The sequence below is a fragment of the Bradyrhizobium monzae genome (assembly GCF_021458635.1).
Lineage (GTDB): Bacteria > Pseudomonadota > Alphaproteobacteria > Rhizobiales > Xanthobacteraceae > Bradyrhizobium.
Genome location: NZ_JAIRDQ010000006.1, coordinates 314,409 through 336,755 on the forward strand (window position 1 = coordinate 314,409; position 22,347 = coordinate 336,755).

At 64.0% G+C, this 22,347-nt stretch carries 19 protein-coding genes; 12 read left to right on the forward strand and 7 right to left on the reverse strand.

Annotated elements, in window-relative coordinates; translation table 11 throughout:
• The first annotated feature begins 9 nt into the window (after window positions 1–9).
• From K3F49_RS23335 to K3F49_RS23365, 7 genes are all read left to right on the forward strand, one after another.
• Window positions 10–1,323: a tetratricopeptide repeat protein gene (locus tag K3F49_RS23335; RefSeq protein WP_234683291.1), complete on the forward strand. Its 1,314-nt coding sequence runs from the start codon at window positions 10–12 to the stop codon at window positions 1,321–1,323.
• A 202-nt stretch (window positions 1,324–1,525) separates the two neighbouring features.
• A complete protein-coding gene (locus K3F49_RS23340) occupies window positions 1,526–2,107 on the forward strand; it encodes a hypothetical protein (protein WP_234683292.1) in 582 nt (193 codons plus the stop codon).
• Between the two features lie 366 nt (window positions 2,108–2,473).
• Window positions 2,474–4,270: a tannase/feruloyl esterase family alpha/beta hydrolase gene (locus K3F49_RS23345; protein ID WP_234683293.1), complete on the forward strand. Its 1,797-nt coding sequence runs from the start codon at window positions 2,474–2,476 to the stop codon at window positions 4,268–4,270.
• An 82-nt stretch (window positions 4,271–4,352) separates the two neighbouring features.
• The gene (locus K3F49_RS23350) at window positions 4,353–4,979 is read left to right on the forward strand and encodes a hypothetical protein (protein WP_234683294.1); all 627 of its coding nucleotides are present in this window, start codon (window positions 4,353–4,355) and stop codon (window positions 4,977–4,979) included.
• Between the two features lie 126 nt (window positions 4,980–5,105).
• Entirely contained in the window at window positions 5,106–6,005 is a 900-nt protein-coding gene (locus K3F49_RS23355) for a LysR family transcriptional regulator (RefSeq protein WP_234683295.1), read from the forward strand.
• 182 nt (window positions 6,006–6,187) lie between these two features.
• Window positions 6,188–6,754 carry a cysteine hydrolase family protein gene (locus K3F49_RS23360; protein WP_234683296.1) on the forward strand — a complete coding sequence of 189 codons (567 nt, stop codon included), beginning with the start codon at window positions 6,188–6,190 and terminating at the stop codon, window positions 6,752–6,754.
• 128 nt (window positions 6,755–6,882) lie between these two features.
• Entirely contained in the window at window positions 6,883–7,200 is a 318-nt protein-coding gene (locus K3F49_RS23365; protein WP_234683297.1) for a hypothetical protein, read from the forward strand.
• Between the two features lie 34 nt (window positions 7,201–7,234).
• On the opposite strand, the gene K3F49_RS23370 is transcribed toward K3F49_RS23365, so the two are convergent.
• From K3F49_RS23370 to K3F49_RS23380, 3 genes are read right to left on the reverse strand one after another with little or no spacing between them, the layout of a single operon-like run.
• A complete protein-coding gene (locus K3F49_RS23370; RefSeq protein ID WP_234683298.1) occupies window positions 7,235–8,503 on the reverse strand; it encodes a flavin monoamine oxidase family protein in 1,269 nt (422 codons plus the stop codon).
• Window positions 8,504–8,512: 9 nt separating this feature from the next.
• Entirely contained in the window at window positions 8,513–9,217 is a 705-nt protein-coding gene (locus K3F49_RS23375) for a RibD family protein (RefSeq protein WP_234683299.1), read from the reverse strand.
• A gap of 22 nt (window positions 9,218–9,239) precedes the next feature.
• Complete coding sequence (locus tag K3F49_RS23380; protein WP_234683300.1) at window positions 9,240–9,914, reverse strand: FABP family protein; 675 nt, start codon at window positions 9,912–9,914, stop codon at window positions 9,240–9,242.
• Between the two features lie 240 nt (window positions 9,915–10,154).
• Here K3F49_RS23380 and K3F49_RS23385 point away from each other — a divergent pair, with 240 nt between their 5' ends.
• The 3 genes from K3F49_RS23385 (at window position 10,155) to K3F49_RS23395 (ending at window position 14,811) form a co-directional block, all read left to right on the forward strand.
• Window positions 10,155–12,179: a hybrid sensor histidine kinase/response regulator gene (locus K3F49_RS23385; RefSeq protein ID WP_234683301.1), complete on the forward strand. Its 2,025-nt coding sequence runs from the start codon at window positions 10,155–10,157 to the stop codon at window positions 12,177–12,179.
• Window positions 12,180–12,400: 221 nt separating this feature from the next.
• Window positions 12,401–13,390 (forward strand): hypothetical protein, encoded by a 990-nt coding sequence (locus tag K3F49_RS23390; protein WP_234683302.1) that lies wholly within the window; start codon window positions 12,401–12,403, stop codon window positions 13,388–13,390.
• A gap of 278 nt (window positions 13,391–13,668) precedes the next feature.
• Window positions 13,669–14,811 carry a helix-turn-helix transcriptional regulator gene (locus K3F49_RS23395; protein WP_234683303.1) on the forward strand — a complete coding sequence of 381 codons (1,143 nt, stop codon included), beginning with the start codon at window positions 13,669–13,671 and terminating at the stop codon, window positions 14,809–14,811.
• 9 nt (window positions 14,812–14,820) lie between these two features.
• On the opposite strand, the gene K3F49_RS23400 is transcribed toward K3F49_RS23395, so the two are convergent.
• The 3 genes from K3F49_RS23400 to K3F49_RS23410 all read right to left on the reverse strand — a co-directional run bounded on the left by K3F49_RS23400 (window position 14,821) and on the right by K3F49_RS23410 (window position 16,531).
• On the reverse strand, window positions 14,821–15,066 hold the full coding sequence (locus K3F49_RS23400) for a hypothetical protein (RefSeq protein WP_234683304.1): 246 nt from the start codon (window positions 15,064–15,066) through the stop codon (window positions 14,821–14,823).
• Window positions 15,067–15,249: 183 nt separating this feature from the next.
• Entirely contained in the window at window positions 15,250–16,113 is an 864-nt protein-coding gene (locus tag K3F49_RS23405; protein WP_234683305.1) for a VOC family protein, read from the reverse strand.
• 124 nt (window positions 16,114–16,237) lie between these two features.
• A complete protein-coding gene (locus K3F49_RS23410; protein WP_234683306.1) occupies window positions 16,238–16,531 on the reverse strand; it encodes a hypothetical protein in 294 nt (97 codons plus the stop codon).
• Between the two features lie 503 nt (window positions 16,532–17,034).
• Here K3F49_RS23410 and K3F49_RS23415 point away from each other — a divergent pair.
• Together K3F49_RS23415 and K3F49_RS23420 are read left to right on the forward strand one after the other, a co-directional pair.
• Window positions 17,035–19,281 (forward strand): TOMM precursor leader peptide-binding protein, encoded by a 2,247-nt coding sequence (locus K3F49_RS23415; RefSeq protein WP_234683307.1) that lies wholly within the window; start codon window positions 17,035–17,037, stop codon window positions 19,279–19,281.
• Window positions 19,282–19,374: 93 nt separating this feature from the next.
• A complete protein-coding gene (locus K3F49_RS23420; protein ID WP_234683465.1) occupies window positions 19,375–20,751 on the forward strand; it encodes a SagB/ThcOx family dehydrogenase in 1,377 nt (458 codons plus the stop codon).
• Window positions 20,752–20,797: 46 nt separating this feature from the next.
• Here K3F49_RS23420 and K3F49_RS23425 read toward each other — a convergent pair whose 3' ends face one another.
• Entirely contained in the window at window positions 20,798–22,018 is a 1,221-nt protein-coding gene (locus tag K3F49_RS23425) for an ABC transporter substrate-binding protein (protein ID WP_234683308.1), read from the reverse strand.
• Window positions 22,019–22,347 lie beyond the last annotated feature (329 nt).

Here is a 22,347-nt window from a genome sequence, read left to right on the forward strand (position 1 = left end):
GAGACAACGATGCCGCTTGAAGACCGCTACGGCCTGCCGCTCTCCACCACCTCCGATTCCGCCGCGTCCGCCTATCGCGAGGGCGTCGATCTCATGCTTGCCGGCTGGACCGGCACGGCGGAGGCGCTGGAGCGCGCGATCGCCGCCGATCCGGATTTCGCGCTTCCTCACATTGCTCGCGCCCGCGTGCATGCGTTCTACCAGCAGGGCGATCTTGCGCGGCAGAAGGCGGCACTGGCGCGCGAGCTTGTGGCCAGGCGCGGCACTGAGCGCGAGCGCTCGCATGTCGAGACGCTGGCGCTCGCGATCGAGGGACGCGGGCCCGACGCGATCGCGGCGATGTCTGGGCACATCGAGCGCTGGCCGCGCGATGCCGTGGTGCTGTCGCTGCCGCTTGGCGCATTCGGCCTGTTCGCTTTCTCCGGCATGGCCGATCACGACCGCGCGCGGCATGAGCTCTGCGAACGCGTCGCGCATCACTACGGTGAGGACTGGTGGTTTCTCACCATGGCCGGCTGGGCGATGACCGAGAATGGCGACGTCGCACGCGGCCGCGCCGTCACCGAGCGCGGTTTTGACCTCCGCCGGGCCAATGCCCACGCTGCCCATGCTGTGTTGCACGCGATGTTCGAAGATGGCTCGATCGAGGCCGCCGATCGTCTCGTCGACGAGTGGATTCCGACTTATGACCGCGCCGGCATCCTGCACGGCCATATCCTCTGGCACCAGGCGCTCGGCGCGCTCGAGCATGGCGATGCGGCACGGGCGCTTGCGATCTATGCGGATGTGCTGCAGCCCTCCGCCACGCAGGCGCCGCCGCTCAACGTCATCACCGACAGCGCCTCGCTGCTCTGGCGCCTCTCGGCCTACGGCCACGCCGTGCCGAGGGCGCTTTGGGTCGAGGCCGACGCCACCGCGCAAAAACTGTTTCCGAAATCAAGCCTGCCCTTCGCCGACGTCCATATGGCGCTGTTCGCGGCCGCGACGCAAAATCCCGAGGCACTGGCCGCGCGTCTTGCTGTGGTCGAGCAGCGGCTCAGCGAGGGCAAGCTGCCGGCCGGCCCCGTGGTGCCGGCAATCTGTCGCGCGCTGGCGGCCTTCGCGGATGAGGATTACGCGGCTTGCGTGCGCGAGCTCGCGCCCGTCCTCGCTGAGGTCGTGCGCATCGGCGGCAGCCATGCCCAGCGCGAGCTGATCGAGGACACTTTCCTCGTCGCCCTGATGCGCAGCGGCGAACTGCCCCGCGCCCGCAGCCTGCTCGATGCGCGCCTGCACCGCCGCCCGTCCTTGCGCGATACGCGCTGGCAGGCGGCGACGGGCTAGCTCTGCCACGAAAAAAACACCGGTCTGGCGGCAAGTGCCTGCCGGGACGGGTTGGGGTCAGCGAGGCGAATCGCCGATGGGTGGCGCGGTGGTATTCCAGTCGGGATTGGCGGAGCAAACGGGATCGCAACCAATTTGCGGTTCGATGGTTATTGGGCGGAACTTTCGCCCGTCCGTGGCCCCTTGGCACATGAGCCTGACGATGCGCCTCCGCCGACCGGTCCTGGCTGCACTCCTCGTCTTGGCCGCAAGCCCTTGTTTTGCCGAGTCTTCCAGCGCGATCCCCATCAACAACAACCCGCCGGCGCAGCAGAACTCCCTCATGGACGTGCTGGCGCTGATGTCGGGTCATTGCAAGACGCTGAAGGTCGCCGGGCGCCCCTTTGCCTGCAAGACCGTGGCCTTCGCCCATGACGACAAGGGCCGAGTCAATTTCGCGGTCGCCGTCGACGACCCCAGCGACGAGAACCACGTCGTGTCGTTCTCGGGCGAGAACGGCAAACGGGCCGACGACAATTCCTATGAGCTGCCGGTCGACCGCATGCTGCTCAACTCCAAGAACCGGCCGAAGGTCGACGGCCTGCCGGTGCCGGCGGCGCAGACCTCCACCGGGTCCTGCCGCCAGACCGGCAATTTCGCCGCCAGGAAGGTGAACGATGTCACCTGCTCCGCGACCGACAGCGAAGGCCGCAAGTACGAGCTGCTGTTCGTCTCCGACGGCACGCCGGTGAGTGTGCGCCGCATCAGGCAGTCGTCGCCCTCGTTCCAGGATCCGTTCAAGTAAACGATTGGTCGCGGCGTAGCATTTCACACACGCTTCGCATCGTCCCGGCCTTCGCCAGGACGACTTCGGCGAGACGCGATGGCGATGATTGCATCGCCGCGAAAGATGCACGGCGCTCATAAATCCCGCCAAACAATTCATTTGCTTTGTCGGCCGCCAAATCCGACTTTCGTACGAAATAACACGACACAATCCCGGGGGGATGCTGCGCTCGCCTGACCCGCGCATCATTTCATCGATCTCGCTCTCCGATCAGACGTCCGACGCTGACAGTCCGGCAATGCAATTGCCGGATCGTTGCGTCATGGCGGAGTGCGAGTACGCCATCTGCCGTCCAAAGTACCGAACCAAGAGAGGGGACCGTTCATGACAGTCAAGCGTGCCAGTAGTCCATCGATATCCACCGGAAGGATCGCGCTCGCTCTTGCAGCGGCCGCGATACTGCTTGCGCCCAATACGCGCGTCAGCGCCGCGGGTCTCAAGGACCTACCGTCGATCGTCCCGGTAATGACGTGCAGCTCGCTCGTCGGCGTCGATCTGAGCGACGTCGGCAAGAAGGTCGGCGGCACGGTCACCATCACCGCGGCGACGATCGTGCCGGCGTCGGCGACGAATCCGGCCGACTATTGTGGCGTGCGCGGCAATATCGGGCCCGGCACCAACTCCATCGTGATGCGCCTGCCGACCAACGCCTGGACGCAGCGCTATCTCCAGACCGGCTGCGGCGGCGAGTGCGGCAACGACAACATCAGCTACACGCAATCGACAGGCTGCGTGCCGATCACCAACGGCACAATCGCGAGCGCCACGACCAATATGGGCCACACCGGTGCGCAGGGGCCGACCTGGTCCGTCAACAATCCGCAGGCGCAGATCGACTTCGCCTTTCGCGGCGTGCACGTCGCTTCCGAGGCCGCGAAGGCGGTCATCGCAAAATTCTATGGCAAGAAGCCGGCCTACTCCTATTTCAGCGGCTGCTCGGACGGCGGCCGCGAGGCGCTGATGGCGGCGCAGCGCTACCCGCACGATTTCGACGGCATCGCAGCCGGCGCGCCGGCGAGCGACATGGACGTCCAGAACACCTATCACCACGGCTGGCGCGTCCTCACCAACCAGACCACGCCCGGCACGATCCCGATTCCGGCCAGGAACACCTATGTCCTGCTGGCTTCCAAGCTCGCTTATATCCACGCCAAGACGGTGGCCGCCTGCGATGCGATCGACGGTGTCGTCGACGGCGTGATCGACGATCCCAGAGCTTGCAACTTCGACACCCGGACGCTGGTGTGCAGCAACAATAGCAACGAGACCGGCTGCCTGACGCAGGCGGAGGCCGACGTCGTCCGCCGCATCCACGACGGCGCGGTGACGGCCGACGGCCAGCGGCTCGAACCCACAGCCAATTCCGAATGGGGCGGCGAACTCGACTGGAGCCTGTTCGTGCCGGCATCCCAGGGTGCCTCCGTCGGCAGCGAGAATTTCGTGACCTCGTGGGCCGCCTACAAGACCTTCTTCAATACCTACAATGCGAGCTGGACGCTGAACGACCTCAAGCTCACCGTGCCGGGCTTCAACAACACGGTGGCAAGCTCGACAGTCTATGCCGCGAACAATCCGGACCTCGGGCGGTTCGCGCGTCACGGCGGCAAACTGCTGCTGTGGCACGGCTGGTCGGATCAGCACATCCCGCCGCGCGGCACCATCAAGTACTGGCACGCGGCGAACGATTTGCTGGGCGACGATCAAGTCAACAGGTTCGCCAGGTTCTATCTCTTCCCCGGCATGGCGCATTGCGGCAGCGGGCTCGGGCCGAACACCTTCGACATCGTCACGCCGCTAATGTCCTGGGTCGAAACCAACAGCGCACCGAACGCGATCGTCGCCGCCAACAATTCGACCGCGACCTCGCGCCCGGTCTATCCCTATCCAGCCGTGGCGCGGCTGAAGGCACCCGGACTCGATCCGAAGGTGGCCGCCAACTTTGTCGCCTACACGCCGAAGAAGGAGCCGCCGGTCAGCGAGTTCGTGGGGAATTATCTGTTCTCGCCCGACTACCCGCAGGCGAAATGCCAAGCCGAGGGGACCACGCTCGTCTGCACCAACGACAAGCGTCACGATGACGGGCATGGCGACGACGGGCGCCACGACGAAGCCCAGAGGTGACGCCGCTGCGCTGCGCGCCACGCCCGGCAGGGGCAGGCGCGCAGCGTCTTTTCCGCATTCTCAAATGGCACGGATAGTGACGATGGGTTTCCCGGCGCTCGTCCTGACGAGCCTGCTCGTGATTGGCCAGGCGAGATTGGTGGCGGCACTGCCCGGCAGCGAAACCGGCCAAGACCAGGCGCCTGAGCAGACGCGTCGCGACGGCAATCCCCTGTGGGCGGTACCGCTCGCCGCGCTCGGCGCAACCGGCGGCCGCCCGATCTTCACACCCGCGCGCCGTGCGCCGCAACCGCCGGCGACGGAAGCTTCGCCAACATCCGTTCCGCAGCAGTCGCAGGCGGCACTCGACAGGCCGGCTCTCTCGCTGCTCGGAACGGTGACGGCAGGCGACGGACCCGACGGGATCGGCATCTTCATCGACGATATCGCCAAGCGCGCGCTACGTCTCAGGACCGGCGAGCAGCATGATGGCTGGGCGCTCCGGCGGGTGCAGCGCGGCCGGGTCGTGATGGAAAAGATCGGCATGCGCGTGACACTGGTGCTGGCGCCGCGCGACAGCACGCCGCCCACAGCCCCTGCTCTCCCTGCGTCGGTGCCGCGACCCGCAGCGGAGCCGACCGCGGCGCGGCCGGGGACGCCCGCACCCGTGCCCGTCGCAGCGTTCGACTGGACCTCGATCCTGCGGCAGGGCGAAGCCGGATCGCATTAGTTGCAGCACGCCCGGCCTTCGCGCCGCCTTCCCGCACGAGTTGAATGTTCGGGCCGTCGCGTGCAGTCTGGCCAACACAAACGCCGGCCCAATAAAGTCCGGTGACAGACGGTGCCGGGGGCGGGAATGCGGATCGATTTTCTGGGCTTGCAGGCCTTCGTCAGCGTGGCCGAGCGCGGCAGCTTTTTGCGCGCCGCGGCTCATCTCAATCTGTCGCAGACGGCACTGAGCCACCGGATGAAGAAGTTCGAGGAGGATCTCGGCGTCGCGCTGTTCGTGCGCACGACCCGGCAGGTCTCGCTCACGCCGGTGGGCCTCGAACTCTTGCCGAAAGCCTGCGCGCTGCTCGACGAACTGTCCGACACGCTCGAAGGCGTACGCGGGCAAGGCGCCAAGAAGGTCGAGCGCGTCACCATCGGATGCCTGCCCACGATTGCGGCCTATCAGCTGCCGCGGGTGCTGCGCGATTTCAGCGCGGCCTTCCCGAACGTGTCGGTGAAGATCTACGACAATTCGGCGCGCGAGATCGCGCAGCTGGTGCAATCCGGCACCGCCGAGTTCGGCCTGACCATCGTGTCGCCGAACGTCGCCGACGTCGAGGTCAAGGTCTTGGCCAAGGAGCCCTTCGTCCTGCTGTGCGCCAAGGATGACCCATTGGCCAGGCGCCGCTTCATCAACTGGTCGCAGCTCGGCAATGCGCCGTTGATCCGGATCAGCCCGCAGGCGGGCAACCGCGTGCTGATCGACGATGCGCTCGGGCACCGCCGCGAGAAGCTGAATTGGCGTTACGAGGTCCAGCATCTCCAGACCGCGGTTGGAATGGTGCTGTCGCATGTCGGCATCGCCATCGTGCCCAAGATCGCCGGCAGCCTGCCGGGCGTGTCCGGCCTCGCCGCCGTACCGCTGCGCAACCCCAGCATTCACCGCAGCCTCGGCGTCATCACCCGGCGCGACCGGCCGCTATCGCGCACCGCGCAAGCTCTGCTACATATGGTACGCCAGCATTTCCTCTCATTGTTGAGGTGAGAAGCGGCTGGCTCGGAGAATCCCGTGACGCGCCGCGCTGTCCGAGCGGCACGGCTTTCCCGGCCCGCATCCGTAGTGGGTACAATCCGCTCTGCTGTCCCGAAACGAGGGAAGATCGGCATTGCGCGCGTTCGTCCTCGCCTCGCATATTTGGCCCGGCACGCAGTTTGAAAGTCCCTTCCATGCCCCATCCCCTCCCTGCCCTCATCGTCGTCGACGTCCAGCATGCGTTCGACGAATGGGAGTCCGCGGGCAAGCGGCGCAACAATCCGGATGCGGTGGCCCGCATCGTTGATCTGCTCGCGGCGTTCAGGGCGCACGGCGCGCCGATCTTCCACATCCGCCACGAAGGCACCAAGCCGAACTCGACGTTTTTGCCATCACGCACCGGTTACGCCGTCAAGCACGAGGCCCGCGAACTGGCCGGCGAGCCTGTGATCGTGAAGCGCGTCAACAGCGCCTTCATCGGCACCGACCTCGAGACGCGCCTGCGCGCGAGCGGCATCGCCACCCTCGTGATCTGCGGCGCAACGACCAATCATTGCGTGGAGACGACGACGCGCATGGCCGGAAATCTCGGCTTCGACGTGGCCCTCGTGCGGGACGCGACCTGGACATTCGATCGCGTCGGCCCCGACGGCGACACGCATTCGGCCGAATCCATTCACGCGATGACACTGTCGAATCTAAATGGTGAATTCGCCCGCATCGTGGCCGCGAACGACGTGATCGCTTCACTGCGACAATAGATCGCGCGACATCCAATCATTCACCCGCGCTGATCGGACTCGCATCTGCGTCGTTTCGACGCCCGCCGTCGCCGGAACGCGGCAAGCGCCCATCTGTTGTCACTCGACATCTCAATTGGAGTGATGACATGAAGTATCTCTTTGTCGCGATGGCCATCGGTGCGGCTGCGCTCACCGCATCCACAGCCAACGCGGCCGGCGGCACCAAGGCCAGACAGAACGCGCAAATTGGCCAGCCGACCGACATCAGCGCGCAGCACAGGCACGGCCATCACGGCCATCGTCATCACCGCTGGCACCCTCATCACGGCGGCTACTATCGTCCGCACTATCGCAGCTATGGCTACTATCCACGGCACCGGGGCTATTACGGCGGCGGACCCTACGGCTACTATCGTGGTGGCGGCCCGAGCGTGACGTTCGGCTTCGGCAGCAATCGCTGGTGAGCCCAAAGGCCCGCAGAGATGCGGGCCTTCCTTCTCAACCCTGCAAAATCAGCCCAGCCGTCTCCTGCCCGCTCGCAAGCGCAGCTTCGACCGTTCCCAGGTCGCGGCCGTGATAGAGCGCCTCGCCGGCGAACAGCACGGGGCCATCGGCGCGCGCGAGAATCTTCTGCGCCGCCCGTGTCTGCGGCGTCGCCCAGGAATAGGCGCCGCGGGCAAAGCGATCGTGCGCCCAGTTGGCGGCTTCCGACGCCACGAGCTCGCGTAGGAGATCATCGCGTGTCAGGCCGAAGATCGTGGCGAGCGAATCGATGCCGGCGTCGATCAATCGCCGCCGATCGAGTCCCGTCAGCGCTGCAGCGCGCGGTCCGCCGAGCCAACCAGTCAGCACGGGAAGTTCCGATGGATGCTGCGTCCACCACACCGGGATCGTCTCGTCCGACAGCAGGAAGCTGAGATCGGCAAGATCCGGCGTCCTGACGCGCCACCATGGCCGGTTGAAGCGCAACAGGATCTTGATGACATTGCCGAAGCCGATGTCGGCCGCCGCGGCCGCCTTTTGACGCGCGGCATGCGGCAGCGCGATCTCGCGCAACAGCGGAAGTGGCACGGTCAGCACCACGCTGTCACAGGCAAACGCCTCGCCGCCCGCGCAACGGACCGCAACAATGGTGGCCTCTTCGATCGCCACCACCGCGCAATTGAGGCGGATCACCACGCCATGCTTGCAGCATTCGGCCACCAGAAACGCAATCAACGCGCCGTAGCCGCCAACGACGCGCCCCTGCGAATGGTGCCCGCCGTCCATCCACTCCTCGCGCAAGGCCAGCGTCGAGGCACGCTCGGGGTCGGCGGCGTCATAGCCTTCGACCATCCGTTCGATCGAATGACGCATCCCTGCATACTCGTCGCCTGCAAAATGTCGGCGCAGGAATTCGGCGACGGTGAGGTCGTCCTTCAGATCTCTCAGCGCGGCGTGAAGCTCGGCCTCATGCGGGTTGTCCCGGCCTCCACGCGCGAGTTTTGTGCCGTCATAGCTCCATTGCGTGCCTTCGATGGGCTGCAACGACAGCCCCGCCGCGCTCAGCAGACCGCGCGTGACCGGCGCCTCGCCATGGACGAATTCGGCACCGCCATCGGCGGGATAGCCGAACTCCGATGCCGGCAGCGGATGGATGCGCCCGCCGCAGCGATCGCGCGCCTCCAGGATCGTGACCCGTTTACCGGCGCGCGCAAGCTCGCGCGCCGCCATCAGGCCGGCCGCGCCCGCGCCGACGATGACGATATGCCCTGACGTATCAGACATTGCCGTTGCTTATTGGGCCGCGGCGTCGTTCTGGATCAGGTAGCGCAGCAACAGCACGCCGCCGCCGAGGTCCCGCGTGCTCTCAAGTGTCATCGCGGTGAGCGGCGCGCGTTTGTCGCTGTCGGCGTCGGTCGAATCGAACACGAAGGGAGCACCCCTGGCGCCGTCGATCGCGGGGCTGAGGATCAGGTTGAATTCGTCGATCAGGCCGACGCGCAGGAACGCGCCATTGGCGACGCCGCCGCCTTCGACCAACAGGCGCTTGACGCCAAGCTCGCGATTGAGGGTCTCGACCGCCAATGCGAGATCGATCTCGGACTTGCCGGCGAAGATATAAGACACGCCCTCACCACGCAGGCCGGCAAGATGCGAATCCGGCACGCTCTCGGTGAGCACCACGACGATCGGATCGCCGCCGATGTCCGAGCGGCCCCAGCCGATCTTGCCGTGCGCGTCGAGTACGACGCCGTATGTCTTGGCATCCTGCCGCGCGAACCAGTTGTCGCGCGGAAACTTTTCGCTCGTCGTCTCGGGATAGGGCTTGCCCTTCGCAAACTCCGAGCCGGTGACGCGGCCGATCACCCAGGCATCGCCACCGAGCTCGTCATGGATTGTCTCGAACCAGTCGGTGCCGGCACCCTTCGGACGCCAGCGGCTCGGATGGGTGCGGCCGTCGAGGCTCGCGTGCATCAGGCAGACGACATAAGGCTTCATGGAAATTCTCCGAACCGGCTTCTCAGGCCGGCTTATCGTTCTTCTCGCGATCGTTCCTGGCGCGATCGTTCACGATCACCGCGAGCGGATTGAGTTTCGGCGGCGCCACCAGCTTGAGCGTGTTGCTATCATGATGATCGAACGGCGCACCGCGGACAAACAACTCGGTCTGGATCGCATAGCTCCAGCTGCCATCGTCGTTGAAAGTGATGTCGCAACGATAAGTGTCGGTGCGGAAGGCCTGTTCCAGGAAGTCGGTCGAGCAGATCCCGTACGCAGTGTCGCCGCGCTTCGCCATCACGGAGATTTTTTTGTCGTCCGGCTTGGCGTGGCCGGAGGCCAGCAGCACCTGCCCGCGCGGGATCGCCAGCGTCTGCATGATCAGCCCGGTCGCGGGCTCCCACAGCCAGTAGCCGACCTGATCGTGGAAGGTGATGTCTTCCTCGGGCGTGTTGATGTGGATGTGATAACGCAGTCCATAGAACAGCTGCGGCCCGTTGGCCTGCGGATCGATCGGGTCCATCCGGATGTGCTCGATGAAGGTCCGCCGCTCCGGGCCTTCCGCCTTCGGATTGATATCGATGCCCTTGTCCGCCTGCCAGGTGCCGGCGAGCCGGCGGAGCGGCCCGAGATTGGCAAGACCGTCGGGCGAGACGTCGTCGGGCTCGGTGAAGATGTCAGCGGGAATGGGGAGCATGGAGACCTCGCAACGTTGCGTGGAGCAGCAATAGCACAAGGGCAGCTCGACACCACAGCGATGGAACCGAAAGTCCCGCCGGGCGTTGGGAGCCGTTGAGTACGAGTCCTCGATAGTCGGGCTCGAATGGGCAAGGATGCCCATGTCACGCGTCGCGAGGGGATCCCATTGCTGTCGGAGAAAGCTGCTCGGCAGTCAACTGATGTGGGCTTCCTCTCCAACGGAGGCGAGCTTGGTGCGATGACGCGCACGCTCGACTGGTCGGACTCGCCGCTCGGTCCTCCCCACCAATGGTCCCAGGCGCTGAAGACGACGGTCGGCATGATGCTGGCCGCGCAAGCCCAGATCGTCCTGTTCTGGGGCCCTGATTTCGTCGCGCTCTACAATGACGCCTATGCGCCCGGTATCGGCGCCAATCATCCCCGCGCCCTCGGCCGGCCCGCGATCGAGAACTGGGGAGAGCTATGGGACGATCTCGAACCGCTGCTGGCCGGCGTCCGCAATACAAGAAAGACATTCGCGGCGAAGGACCGTCCCTTCTACGTCGAGCGTCATGGCTACGGCGAGACCAGCTATTGGGACGTCTCCTACTCGGCCGTGTCCGACGATGACGGCTCGGTCGGCGGCGTGCTCTGCCTCGTCTCCGAGACCACCGAACGCGTGCTGGGCGAGACCCAGTTGCGGGCGAGCGAAGCGCGCTACCGGGAGCTGGCCGAGACGCTCGAGCAGCGCGTCGCCGAACGCACCGCAGAGCGTCATTTGCTCGCCACCATCGTGGAAACCACCGACGGACAGATCCAGGCGCTCAATCTCGATTATCGCTGGCTCGCCATCAACGCATCCTGTGCGGACGCCTATCAGCGCATCTACGGCAAGCGGCCGAAGGTCGGCGATTCCCTGCACGAGTTCCTGGCCGACCGGCCCGAGCATCTCGCCGCGGCCACGGCGATCTGGGGCCGCGCCCTGGCCGGCGAAGCCTTCACCAATATCGAGGAGTTCGGCGATCCCCGGTTCGACCGCCGCGTCTTTGAGATGAAGTTCGAGACACTCCTTGCCCCTGACGGCACGCGGATCGGCGCTTTCCTGACCGGGATCGACGTGACCGATCGCCTGGAGGAGCAGGCGCGGCTCGCACAGGCCGAGGAGGCGCTGCGTCAGGCCCAGAAGATGGAGGCCATGGGCCAGCTCACCGGCGGCGTCGCTCACGATTTCAACAATCTGCTGACGCCGATCGTCGGCCTGCTCGACCTGTTTCAGCGCAAGGGCATCGGCGGCGAGCGCGAGCATCGCCTGGTTGCCGGAGCCGCACAGGCGGCTGACCGCGCCAAGACGTTGGTGCAGCGCCTGCTTGCTTTCGCCCGCCGGCAGCCGCTTCAGGCTATCCCGGTCAACATCGGCCAGCTCGTCACCGACATGGGCGAGCTGATCTCCAGTACCACCGGACCGCAGATCCAGGTCACGGTGGACACGCCGGAGGGACTTCCCGAAGCCATGGCCGATCCCAACCAGATCGAGATGGCGATCCTGAACCTCAGCGTGAATGCCCGCGACGCCATGCCCGACGGCGGAAGCTTGCGCATCTCGGCCAAGGCCCGGACCATCGAGCGTACGCACGGCTCGGAACTTACGCCGGGCACCTATGTCTGCATCTCGGTCGCAGACAACGGCATCGGCATGAACGAAGACACGCTGGCCCACGCCGTCGAGCCGTTCTTCTCGACCAAGGGCATCGGACAAGGTACCGGCCTCGGTCTCTCGATGGTCCATGGCCTTGCCTCGCAGCTCGGTGGCGCGCTGACGATCAAGAGCGCCGTGGGGTCAGGCACCACGGTGGAGTTGTGGCTGCCGGTCAGTCACGCGGCCGCGGGCGCGATCGATGCCGTCACGCAACCCAAGCTGCGGCCGCTGCCTGCGGGCACGGCACTGTTGGTCGACGATGAGCCGCTGGTGCGCATGAGCACTTCGGAGATGCTGAGCGAGCTCGGCTACAGGGTCGTCGAAGCCAGCTCCGCCGAGGACGCGCTTCGGCGCGTCAAAGACGGCCTGCGGCCGAACCTGCTGGTCACCGACCATCTGATGCCCGGCATGAGCGGCACTGACCTCGGCCTCGCACTGCGCAACCAATATCCCGAGATCCAGATCCTCGTCGTCTCAGGCTACGCCAACAACGAAGGCATCACGCCGGATTTGCCGCGACTGACGAAACCGTTCCGGAGCGACGAGCTGGCGGCGAGCTTGGCGGGCTTGGCAAAGGCAGGAAGGTAGCAGAGTTCTAGCGCTCGTCGTGATACCGCTGATTTTAATGGCTCCGTCCCCTGAAAAAGAAATTTCGCTAGGACCGTTTCAGCTTACCGGTAATATAGCGAAACACCGCACAAATGTGGGCGAACCACAGCTTAGTCCCGCAACTTGATCTCCGAAACCTTCATACTGACAGATTGCATTTTTCGGCGCTCCGCAGGGCGCGCTGAGTCGGAAAGGTAACCGTGCAGGCATCGCTTCAGCTACTGACCAATCAGGCCGAAATCCACCAAGCTTTTTCCATTTGGCGCAATGCCATCGAGCAGCGCGGAGAACGTCTCCATGGCATCCGGTGGCTCCCCGAGGACGTGTACTTCCTCATCACGGGAAGCAACCTCAAATTTGGCTTTGACGGTGAAGGCGAGAACTGGATTGTCGAGCTAAACGAGCCGACGCAGGGAACGGAGGATCCCCTGTCTGGCCTTGCGCGAGATTCAACCGGTCAGCTTTATCTGCTCAGACAAGGGACCTTGCACAAGAATGCGCTATCTGTCCGGATCGAGAGCGACGTCTTCGAAGAACGTACCGGCCTAGGTCCCGCGGACGTAACAATAAATGGCGAGCCCACAAAGCGCTCGTGGTTCATCGTGGCGGCACTGGACCGCACAGCAGAAGAAATCTGTCGGAGCACGGCAATTTTCGTGGAGCAATGCCGCCTCGCCAGGAACGCGACGGCCGCCTCCATTGCAAAGCTGGACGACGAGCATCTGACCCAACTTTTCGGCAAGCCGGAGCAGGGTGGCCAAATGAGCGGGCATCCATATATAAATTCCAACCAACGCCATCGCGTCCAGGGCGAGGTTTCGCATAGGCTGCGGATGCTGCTCGAGGCCGACAATCGCGATCTCGTTAAACCCAGGCACGCCCGTGGCTACGAAGTCGACGGCGAGATCGAAACTGCGACCGGAAGCCTATTGCTCGAAATCAAGACCGGTACCACGGCATCGGACGTCTACGCCGGAATAGGTCAGTTGATCGTCTACCCGAAGCTACTGCCGCAACTTGCCAAGCACCATCGGATCCTTCTCCTTCCGGGCGCCCCGTCGAGTGCTCTTTGCAAAGCGATCAGCGAGTGCGGGGTTGAACTCCACAGTTACAAAGTAAAAATTGAAGGTGAGAACGTGGACGTCAGCTTTTCGAAGGCGTTTCTTCAGCTGTGTGGTCTAGGCGGCTAGCATAACCACCCAAACCCCGATGTCGCTCTTCGAGCTGCGGCGGACATGTCGCAATCAAGGTCGTGTCTGCCGCAGTTTTGATCACGCACCGCGCAGACACTCGGGAAATCATGGCAGGCGCCAAGCCGCATCACAAAGGTTCGTATTAGCGTCCACGTTGGCGCCGCGTATGGGCGATGATACCGTTGGCTCAAGGTTGTGAAATCCGTCATAGGCGGTGATCTGGTTCCGATATAACTTTCAAGTGACGGCGTGTTTTTCAAGTGAGCGGTTTTGGAATGCAGCAGGCTTCGGTCGAGAAGTTCTCGGACCTCATCGGCGGAATCTATGATTGTGTGATCGCGCCGGAACGCTGGGCTGCAACTCTGGACGAGATATGCACCGAGTTCGGCTTTGCCACCGGCGCGCTTTCGGCGGCCAGCCTCACCAACATGAAGGCCGTCGTCAATGCAGTGTCAGGAAATGACCTGACCCAGATGTCCCAGAACGCGATCGGCTACGGGCCCGACATCATCGAGCTCTGGGGCGGCGCCGAGCGCATTCAGCAGTACCCGCTCGGAGAACCCATCGTTCAATCCCAGGCCGTCCGGCAGGACATCATCTCCGGCAATCGCTATTATCGTGAATGGGCCGTGCCCAAGGGCCTGTTCGACGCTGTCGCCGTCGGACTCGTGCGCGACCGGACGATCATCGGCAACGCGATCTTCAGCCAGCATGAGTCCGCCGGCCCCATCGGCGATACGCAGCTCAACGGATTACGCTTGCTCGCGCCGCACATCCGGCGCGCCGTGACGATCAGCAATCTGTTCGACATGAAGACGGTGGAAGCCGCGACATTCGCCGCGACCGTGGAGGCCCTGACCGTCGGCGTCGTCCTCGCGGACGGAGACTCGAGGATCGTTCACGCCAATGCGGCCGCCACCGCCATGCTCGAAGCCGGCGATCCCATCGTGGAGCGACATGGCCGCATCGCGGTTCAGTCGGCGACGACGACCACGTCGTTGCAATCGGCGATCGCACAGGCCGCAAAGGACGAAGCGGCACTCGGCCAGAAAGGCATCGGCATTCCGATCCTTCGCGGCAGCGGCGACCCGCTCGTCATCCACGTTCTGCCGCTGCGACGCGGCCATATGCGCGCCGGGCTGATCCAGCGCGCCGCAGCCGCCCTGTTCGTGGCGTCAGCCTCCGGACCGCCGCAGATGTCCCACGTCGCTCTCAACCAGCTCTACGATTTGACGCCGGCGGAGATTCGGATCTTCGAGCTCATCTGCGAGGGACATACCCGCGACGCGATCTCGGGGCTGCTCGGCGTGTCCGTCGCCACCGTGAAAACCCACCTCTTTCATGTCTTCGAAAAGACGGGCTGCCGGCGCCAGGTCGACCTGGTCAGGCTGGCGAAGTCGCTGACGTTTCCGGTGTGAGGCGGCCTCTCAAGCCGCCTCTGAGGTCGATCTCGCACGCTGCTCGAGCACGCCGATCGTCGAGACCAGATTGTCGCGTCGCGCGCGAAGGTTCGCTGCGAGCACCGGATATGTCGGCTGCTGCGCGTCGAACACCCCGGCCCGGGCTTCTTCCTCGATAATGTCGGTGTTGAGCAGCCGGACGCGCCACCACAAATCGGCGATCAATGCGTCGAGCCGGAGTTCTCCAGCACCAGAATGGGACACTTCCTGCATCACTTGCCTCAACCTGAAACGGCCTTCTCACTGAGGCCTGGCTTTGGTCCCAACTGAGCAAGCGGAGTGCCAAAAGGGGCTGCGTGCGATCCGGTGCCGTGCGCGGCTGCGCTGAAAAGCAGGATTCCCCGCTCACAAGCGGGCCTGAAATGACCGGGTCGATGACCCGCGAAACGTCGCGTCCTAGCGCTTCGTCTTGTGAACCACGATCCTGCCTTTTGAAGCAATGTCACCCCATTTGGCGGACCAGGTGACTTCCGGGTCGGAGGATCGGGCCATGCCATCCCACGCCCCCTGCAGCGCAAACAGGGCGCCTTGGGGATCGACACATCGCACGATCCAGCAACCATCGGGCAATTCGATCGGTTCCTGAAGAACCCGGCCCCCGCCAGCATTGACCCGCCGGGCCGCTGCGCCGACGTCGTCGACATTGAAGTAATGCAGCCAACACGCCTGCGATACGCTCGGAAGCTTGGTAAGCATGCCGCCGATCATCTGCCCGGCCACCGAAAACAAGCCATACACGCTTGCCGGGTCGGCCCCGGTGGAGGCCTGTTGCCAGCCGAGAAGCTTGCCGTAAAACGGAAAGACCTTGCTTCGGTCTTCAGCCAGCAACTCGTGCCAGCCCACGTGCCCGGGCTGGTCCGATCCGCGCGGTTGCGATTGGCCATATGTCAGCCCGGTGACCAGCGCAAACGTCGCTCCTTGCGGATCGGCGACCACCGCAATGCGCCCGATGTTGCTGTCGGTCGGCGAGACCAGGATCGCGCCCCCGAGCCGGCGGATCTGCGCGACCCGCCCATCCATGTCGTCGACGGCGACGTAGCCGAGCCATCTCGGCGTCGCTCCCATGCGCACCCCTTCTTCGGGGAGATCCATGAGCGCGACGGCCGGAGTGCCGGCTGCAGTCAGCAGCGTGTAGGTCAGTTCCGGACTCGACGCATCTTTCACCGCCCAGCCAACCACCCCGGCGTAAAAAGCAGCCGCCGACGGCATATCCGTCGTCAGAAGCTCATACCAAACGAAGCACCCGAATTGATCGACCACGCTACTGTTCCCGTTCGGACGGACAGACGCTTGCGCACCGCATCATGCGCCGCAGCCCGCTGGCATCGACGGGAATTTGCGGCAACGCCATTCATGAAGATGAATGCAATCTGAACGAGCGTCATTACATTTCGTGTTCACGTGAATCTTGCCCGCTTTGATTGCTCGGCGTACCATGACCGTAGAAGATAGTTCTTCCGACCATGGAGGATGCGGCCATGCAACGAGCGAAGCAAGCTTCGAAAAAGAAGCGAATGACCAAAGCCGCGGTACCGGCGCTCGGATTCGCCGGACTGACTTTTTCGATGGCGGGAAGCGCGATGGCGTCCGCGGTGCCGGCGGACGAGCCGCAACAACGATTGAATTTTGCGCCCGGCCAGTTCAGTGCGCTCAGCGAGGAAGAACTCGCCGACGTCAACCTCGCGACCTTCCATCTCGCCGGTGACGAAAAAACCCTCAGCGGCGTGCTGCTGGCGCGCGGATGCGGTGGCTGCAGAGGTTGCGGCGGTTGCAGAGGTTGCGGTGGCTGCCGAGGCTGCGCAGGCTGCAGGGCCTGCCGCTGCGGCGTCGGTTGCGCTGGTTGTGGCGTTGGCATTGGCTGTGCCGTTGTTGCGCCGATAGCATGCACAGGGTGCTGCGCATCGTGGGGCCGCTGTCGCTGGTGTTAGGCGCTGGCGCTTCTTGACCGGACATCGACAGGTCGCGATTTCATTGGCCGGGTTCGCTAACGACCCGGCCAATTTGCTGTCGTCGCCACAGCGTTCGTTTCGCCCTGCTCCTCCGCTTGCCGATGGCGAACGAGTGTGTTCCAACTTGTTCGAAGAAGGCCGGTCGCGCCCGGCGCACAAGTCGGGCCGCGCCAGGCGTCCGTCGTGCGCCGGCAATCGGATATGACGGCAACAGGATCCGCGTGCTGACCCGATGACAGTCAAGCGAAAGAGCCGTGCTGCGAAGCGGACCCGCAAGGACATTTTGCGCTTCGCACCAAACTTCACCGCCTATCTGCTTCCTCCCAATGCGGTCTGTCTCTATTCCGAGAACCGCAAGTTCTTCCTGCACGGCGAGCTCTACTGCGCCGTGGCAAGCGCAATCGGAAGAAACGGCAAGGCTGCGCCGGAGATCATCCGCCAGCTTTCGAAGAGTTTTCCCACAGCCGAGATCGAGCAAGCGATCCGGCGGCTGCTGGAGCGCCGCTACGTCATCAGCGGAACATCGCACGCCTACGCAGGCGCCGTTGATGGTTATTGGGCAAGCCTCGGCCTGCCTCCGGAGGTCGCCGAAGAGAACCTGCGAAATTGGCCGGTACGGGTCGAATCGATCGACGTCAAAGGCGCGGGCGAACTGAGCGCGGCGTTGGGCAAGCTCGGGGTTCACATCACCAAGCGATCGCCCAGGCTCGTCATTACGCTCGTGAACGACTACCTCGAGCGGCAACTCGCCGAACTGAACGGGATGCGCGTCGCCGACGGGACGCCTTGGCTGCTGGTCCAGCCGTCCGGCGTGTTTCCGCTGGTGGGACCCGTATTCACGCCGGGCGAGAGCGCCTGCTGGACCTGCCTGCACGATCGCATGATCCGCAATCGCGAGATCAAGGGATTTCTCGATCGTGGCGCAGCGCAAGCAGTCGCAATATCGCCGCTGGTCAGCGACGCCGTAGGTGAAACCGCGATCCACTTCGCTGCCGTTGAAATCGCGAAGGCGATCGCCTCCGGATTTCGCACCGATCTCAGCGATCACATCGCAAGCTTCGACCTGACCGGAGCTGCCATCGCCAAGCACTACGTCGCGAAGCGCCCGCAATGTTCGGCCTGCGGCAGCAAGAAGCTCAGGAATCCGCGACGGGCAGCGGTGCCGATCGAGCTTGCCGAGGGCAGAAAGCTCGTCATGACCAGCGGCGGGTACCGCACCGTGACGTCGCGAGCGACCGTGGCGCGGTTTCGCAAACACGTCAGCCCGCTGACGGGCGTGGTGTCGCGGCTCGAGCGGATCGAAGCCGACCTGCCGATGAACACCAATTTTTTCGCGCACCACAATTTCTCTGCACCGGCCTGGAACATCGACCAGCTCAGGTCCGGCCTGAGCGGCGGCAGCTTCGGCAAGGGCTCCACGGCCGAGCAGGGCGAGGCCAGTGCGCTGATGGAGGCGATCGAGCGCTATTCGGGTATTTTCCAGGGGGACGAGATCAGGACGACGCGCCGCTTTGCCGATTTCGCGCCCGGAGACGCTCTTCTTCCCAACAACGTCCAGTTCTTCAGCGACAGACAGTTTCAGAACAGGCACACCCCGCTGCCGGACGATTCACATCCGGTACCCGAGCCGTTCGATCCCGCAACCAAAACCGAATGGTCGCCGGTCTGGTCGTTGCGCGACAAGCGCTTCAAATATCTTCCGACCGGCTTGCTGTATTTCTTCTATGGCGGCTTCCACACGGATTCCAACGGATGCGCGGCCGGCAACACCCGCGAGGAGGCCATCGTTCAAGGCTTCCTCGAACTGGTCGAACGCGATGCCTACGCGATCTGGTGGTACAACCGCGTTCGACGTGCCGAACTCGATCTCGGGGAATTCGAGGATTCCTACGTACGGGATCTCCAGACCCAGTTTGCCGATGCGGGACGCCGGCTCTGGGTGCTCGACATCACCAGCGATCTCGGCATTCCCTGCTATGTTGCGATCATGCACTGGATGCAGAACGGACACGAGAATATCGAGTTCGGGTCCGGCGCGCATTTCGATCGCCGCATCGCGCTTTTGCGTTCGCTTACCGAGCTGACCCAGTTCATGTCGATCGGGATGATGAGCGGCGGCAGCGGCGAGAAGCCGTCGCTTGACGGTGTCACGCCGCTGCGGCTGGACGATTATCCGTTCCTGATCCCCAGCGACAATCCGCTTCTCCCGCCAGCGCCCGGCCTCAAGGTTGCGGACAACACGCGCGACCAGGTCAATGCCTGCGTGGAGATTGCGGTCCGGGCAGGATATGATTTCCTCGTGCTCGACCAGACGCGCCCCGACGTCGAGGTCCCCGTCGTCAGAGTGCTCGTCCCAGGCCTGCGGCATTTCTATCGCCGCTTCGGGCCCGGCCGGCTTTACGATGTCCCGGTGCAGCTTGGGTTGCTGGATCGCCCGCGACTGGAAAGCGAATTGACTCCGTTCCTGCCACACACCTGAAGGCTGGTCTCGTTGCGCGCTCCCCGGAAAAAGCCGAGCAGGACAATCGCGCCAATCATCGCCGCCCGACTGAACGGCCGCTTCTCCCTTCACATGCAGGCCGACGGAAGCATTGCCGCTGTCTCGAACGACTATTCGGTCAGCCTGGGACAATTCAGCGCCGCAGCAATCGCTCGCGCAGGGCATCTCGCGACCGGCCTGCCGCTCGCATCCCTCGCCGGCAAGAGCGTCCTCGCGCAGCAGGTCCATGCCCTGGTGCGGCGACTGGCGCAGCATGGACTGCTCGACTATCGCCTGTTCTCTCCTCGCGACGCGCAAGATCTTGTGGTCATCGAGCCCCAGAGCGCCGAATACTGGCCGCAACCCGCAAAGCTGTCGAGCAGCGATACGATCGTGTTGTCGCGCTTCGCTTATCTGCGCCGGCGCGGCAACGAGATGGTGCTGGAATCGCCGCGCGCCGGCGCGCTGTTCCGGATTTGCGATCCCGCCATCGCGGCCGCGCTGGCTGCCCTGTCGCAGCCTCAAAAAATCGGCAAGCTTCGCCAGCACCTGGCCTCCCTGAACCTCGGCCTGCTCGGATTGCTGCTCGACAGCGAGATGCTGATCAAGCTCGATGCGAAGGACGGAAACGGCCTTCGAGCGAACGAAGGAGACCGCCAGCTTGCTCTCTGGGATTTCCACGATCTCTTGTTCCACACGCGGAGCACGGAGGGCCGGCATGCCAATCCGGTTGGCGGTACCTACGCGCATGCGGGTGTTGTCCCGCCGCTGCCCGCCGTGCGCCCACCCTGGCCCGGCAAGACAATCCCCCTCGGCAAATTCGTCACGCCGGAGCCGGCGTCGCCCTTCGCGAAGCTGCTGCGCGCGCGCCATTCGACACGGGATTTCGACGACCGGCATCCGGTCACGCTCGCCGAGCTCGCGCGGTTTCTCGACACCACCGCCCGCGTTCTGTCGGAATGGAAGAGCGGCGCAGATGCCGACGTTGGCCCGGAGGCCACCTACAGTTCGAGGCCGTATCCGGCTGCAGGCAGCGCGTATGAGCTGGAGTTGTACCTGACGGTCTCGAACTGCGAGGGGCTTGCGCGTGGACTGTATCACTACGACGCCGGCGGCCACGCCCTGGTCGCGATCGACGCCTCCGCCAATCAACGCCAGGCACTCTCGATGGCCGCCGAGTTTGCCATGGACGCATCCGGTCCGCCGCAGATCCTGATCACGATTGCCGCGCGCTTCGGGCGGATCTCCTGGAAATATTCTTCGATCGCCTACTCGCTGATCCTGAAAGACGTGGGCTGCCTGATCCAGACGTTCTACCTGGCCGCGACCGACATGGACCTCGATGGCTGCGCCATCGGCACCGCCAATATCGATCTGTTTGCGGGAATGACGGGACTGGAATTCCACGTCGAGGGCCCGGTCGGGCAATTTGCACTCGGGCGCGGGAGGAAGGGGGCGGGGCCGGGATAGACGGTATTTCCCGGGACTACAGTGCCGACCCTGGCCTGCGCACGGATCAATCGGTGACGATCGGCCCGAACGCCTCCCATCGTTCGCCTGTGAAACGCATCATCCGGAATTCCTTGACCACACGATAGTCGGTCGGGCTGGTGTTGACGGAGAGCCCCGGGAGCAGCAGATCGAGTTTGACGTTTTTCAGGCTCGTCGCTTGCGCCATGACATTCTCGCGCGAGAGATCGTCGCCGCATTGCTTCAAGACCTGCACCAGCAGCTCGGCGGCGCTATAGCCATAGACCGTGAAGATGCTCTTCCGGTCGCCTCCCGGATAGTAGCCGTCCATGAAGGCGCTCCATCGCTTCATGCCTTCGTCGTCACGCCAGGTCGGGTCCGCGGCCTCCTTGAACGAGCTCGCCGAGATGATGCCCTTTGCGTTCTCGATGCCCGCCGGGCTCAGGACCGCGTCGATCGAGGACGAGCCTACGCCAAGGAGGTGAACGGGCTTCCAATCCAGCTCTGCCATCTTTCTGATGACTTGGGCGGCGAATTTCGAGGCTGCCATGTTGATGAGGACGTCGACACCGGCCGCCTTGAGGCGCACGACCTGCGAATCGACGGTCGGGTCCGACACATCATATGAAGCGTCACTGACGATGAATTTGCCTGCCCTTGCGCCGAGCGCGTCCTTCAATCCGGTCAGATAATCCCTGCCGGTCTCATCGTTCTGATAGAGCAGACCGATTCTGGCATTCGGATAATTGTCCAGGATGAAATGCGCGTAGACGCGAATCTCCGTGCGCAGATTGGGAGCAAATCCCATCGTCCAGGGGAAATTGATCGGATCCTCGAAACGCGTCGACCGCCCGGCCACGAAGAGCTGAGGGATCTTGCGGTCATTGAGATATTTCTGAACCGCGATGTTCGAGGCATTGCCGAGCGTCTCGAACGTGAACAACACCTCATCGCCCTCGATGAGCCTGCGGACCTGCTCGACGGTCTTGGACGGCGTCGCCGCGTCGTCGTAGGAAATCAACGTGATCTTGCGTCCATTGACGCCGCCATGATCGTTGATCATGCGGAAATAGGCTGCCTGCACCTTGCCGATCACCGAGGATGCCGAGAGCGGACCGCTAAAGGGCATCGTCTGGCCGATCTTGATCTCAGTATCACTTGCGCCGGGACCGTATTGACGATCACCAGCGAGCAAAGGGGTCGTCACGAAAAGTCCGGCAGCAAGGATTGCCGCTCTGGCAGCATTCGTGCGCAAGCTTTTACTCATCGCTGCAACCCTCATCGCTGGAGCGGAGTTCGAGGATCCTGGCGCCGTTCACGACATGCATGCTCCCTAGCTGGCTGAAGAGCGAACTCATCATGCAGCCGCAAGAGAGCTGTTCGGCCGGATTGGATCAGGGCGGACAAGCGCAGTCCAACGAGCCCTGCCCGCAGTGCGTTGGGAAATCCTCCCGACGTTCGGCAAAGCCTACGACCGGGCCACGGTGAGCAGCGTTGGGACAGGGTGGCGTCGGCCTGGAGCCAACGAACCCCTGGCCAGGTTCAAATCCGGGAAGGCGCAACACCCAACCTCTACGGCTGTTAGCGGGCTACCTC

What these genes read in the sequence shown, in the direction of transcription:
- K3F49_RS23350 (WP_234683294.1), top strand. Translation starts at nt 4,353, where the DNA reads ATGGGTTTCCCGGCGCTCGTCCTGACGAGCCTGCTCGTGATTGGCCAG.
- K3F49_RS23365 (WP_234683297.1), top strand. Translation starts at nt 6,883, where the DNA reads ATGAAGTATCTCTTTGTCGCGATGGCCATCGGTGCGGCTGCGCTCACC.
- K3F49_RS23415 (WP_234683307.1), top strand. Translation starts at nt 17,035, where the DNA reads ATGACAGTCAAGCGAAAGAGCCGTGCTGCGAAGCGGACCCGCAAGGAC.
- K3F49_RS23385 (WP_234683301.1), top strand. Translation starts at nt 10,155, where the DNA reads ATGACGCGCACGCTCGACTGGTCGGACTCGCCGCTCGGTCCTCCCCAC.
- K3F49_RS23360 (WP_234683296.1), top strand. Translation starts at nt 6,188, where the DNA reads ATGCCCCATCCCCTCCCTGCCCTCATCGTCGTCGACGTCCAGCATGCG.
- K3F49_RS23395 (WP_234683303.1), top strand. Translation starts at nt 13,669, where the DNA reads ATGCAGCAGGCTTCGGTCGAGAAGTTCTCGGACCTCATCGGCGGAATC.
- K3F49_RS23380 (WP_234683300.1), bottom strand. Translation starts at nt 9,914, where the DNA reads ATGCTCCCCATTCCCGCTGACATCTTCACCGAGCCCGACGACGTCTCG.
- K3F49_RS23375 (WP_234683299.1), bottom strand. Translation starts at nt 9,217, where the DNA reads ATGAAGCCTTATGTCGTCTGCCTGATGCACGCGAGCCTCGACGGCCGC.
- K3F49_RS23335 (WP_234683291.1), top strand. Translation starts at nt 10, where the DNA reads ATGCCGCTTGAAGACCGCTACGGCCTGCCGCTCTCCACCACCTCCGAT.
- K3F49_RS23425 (WP_234683308.1), bottom strand. Translation starts at nt 22,018, where the DNA reads ATGAGTAAAAGCTTGCGCACGAATGCTGCCAGAGCGGCAATCCTTGCT.
- K3F49_RS23400 (WP_234683304.1), bottom strand. Translation starts at nt 15,066, where the DNA reads ATGCAGGAAGTGTCCCATTCTGGTGCTGGAGAACTCCGGCTCGACGCA.
- K3F49_RS23345 (WP_234683293.1), top strand. Translation starts at nt 2,474, where the DNA reads ATGACAGTCAAGCGTGCCAGTAGTCCATCGATATCCACCGGAAGGATC.
- K3F49_RS23340 (WP_234683292.1), top strand. Translation starts at nt 1,526, where the DNA reads ATGCGCCTCCGCCGACCGGTCCTGGCTGCACTCCTCGTCTTGGCCGCA.
- K3F49_RS23370 (WP_234683298.1), bottom strand. Translation starts at nt 8,503, where the DNA reads ATGTCTGATACGTCAGGGCATATCGTCATCGTCGGCGCGGGCGCGGCC.
- K3F49_RS23420 (WP_234683465.1), top strand. Translation starts at nt 19,375, where the DNA reads ATGCAGGCCGACGGAAGCATTGCCGCTGTCTCGAACGACTATTCGGTC.
- K3F49_RS23355 (WP_234683295.1), top strand. Translation starts at nt 5,106, where the DNA reads ATGCGGATCGATTTTCTGGGCTTGCAGGCCTTCGTCAGCGTGGCCGAG.